This window comes from Streptomyces sp. NPDC101166, assembly GCF_044768125.1.
Lineage (GTDB): Bacteria > Actinomycetota > Actinomycetes > Streptomycetales > Streptomycetaceae > Streptomyces.
In genome coordinates this window covers 1-1,413 of the sequence record NZ_JBIWPF010000125.1, presented here as the reverse complement: position 1 = coordinate 1,413, position 1,413 = coordinate 1, and the positions used below count along the sequence as shown (strand labels likewise).

Below are 1,413 nucleotides of genomic sequence, written 5' to 3'. Positions count from 1 at the left end.
GGCGCGGCTCACGGTGCAGTAGTGGTCGTAGCTTCGGCGTGGCACGATCCCACTGTAACCAACAACTTGGAAATACCAAGTGCAAACTTGGAAATTCCAAGTAGAGTGTGCGGCAACCACACCGAGAAGAGGTCGTTCATGCAGGTGAAGCAGTCGAGCAAGCTGTCGGGCGTGTCCTACGAGATCCGTGGACCGGTCGCCGAGCATGCCGCACGGCTGGAAGCCGAGGGGCATCACGTCGTGAAGCTCAATACCGGTAACCCACTGCCCTTCGGCTTCGAAGCACCCGCCGAACTGCTCCAGGACATGGTCCGCAACCTGCCGCAGTCCAGCGGCTACTCCTCGTCCAAGGGCCTGCTCTCGGCGCGGCGCGCGGTGGTGCAGTACTACCAGACCCTGGGTCTGAGCGAGATCGACGTCGAGCAGGTCTTCCTCGGCAACGGCGTCTCCGAACTGATCATGATGGCCATGACCGCGCTGCTGGAGAACGGCGACGAAGTCCTGGTTCCCGCACCGGATTTCCCGCTCTGGACCGCCGCCACCGCGCTCAACGGCGGCCGCCCGGTGCACTACATCTGTGACGAGCAGGCCGACTGGATGCCGGACCTGGCCGATATCGAGTCCAAGATCACCGACCGCACCCGCGCCCTGGTCATCATCAACCCGAACAACCCCACCGGCGCCGTGTACTCGCCCGAGGTGGTGCGGCAGATGCTGGAGCTGGCGCGCCGCCACAACCTGGTGGTGTTCTCCGACGAGATCTACGACAAGATCCTCTACGACGACCTCGAGCACACCGCCACCGCCGCCCTGGCCCCGGATGTGCTGTGCCTGACCTTCTCCGGACTCTCGAAGTCCTACCGCGCCGCCGGTTTCCGCGGCGGCTGGCTGGTCGTCTCCGGCCCGGTCGAGCACGCCGAGAACTACCTCGAGGGCCTGACCATGCTGGCCGGTCTGCGGCTGTGCGCGAATGTGCCCGCGCAGCAGGCGATCCAGGCCGCCCTCGGCGGACACCAGAGCATCTACGACCTGACCCTGCCCGGCGGCCGCCTGAGCGAGCAGCGCGACCGGGCGTGGGAGGCGCTCAACGCGATCCCGGGCATCTCGTGCGTGAAGCCCAAGGGCGCGCTGTACGCCTTCCCGCGCATCGATCTCGATATGTACAAGATCCACGACGACGAGCAGTTCGTGCTGGATCTGCTGCTACGCGAGAAGATCCACATCGTGCAGGGCACCGGCTTCAATTGGCCGCGCCCCGACCACTTCCGGATCGTGACGCTGCCGCACGCCGATGAGCTCGAAGCGATCATCGAGCGCATCGGCCGCTTCCTGGCGACCTACCAGCAGTAGGCACAACGCCGAATGGCGCATCGCGGAGGGGGGTGGGGGGTATGCCACCCCGCGGGGCCCCCC

General features: G+C 66.0%; 1 protein-coding gene. It reads left to right on the top strand.

Features of this window, described 5'->3' with window-relative positions:
• The first annotated feature begins 138 nt into the window (after nt 1–138).
• Nucleotides 139–1,350 carry a pyridoxal phosphate-dependent aminotransferase gene (locus ACIRS4_RS36985; RefSeq protein WP_404204465.1) on the top strand — a complete coding sequence of 404 codons (1,212 nt, stop codon included), beginning with the start codon at nt 139–141 and terminating at the stop codon, nt 1,348–1,350.
• The last annotated feature ends 63 nt before the right edge of the window (nt 1,351–1,413 follow it).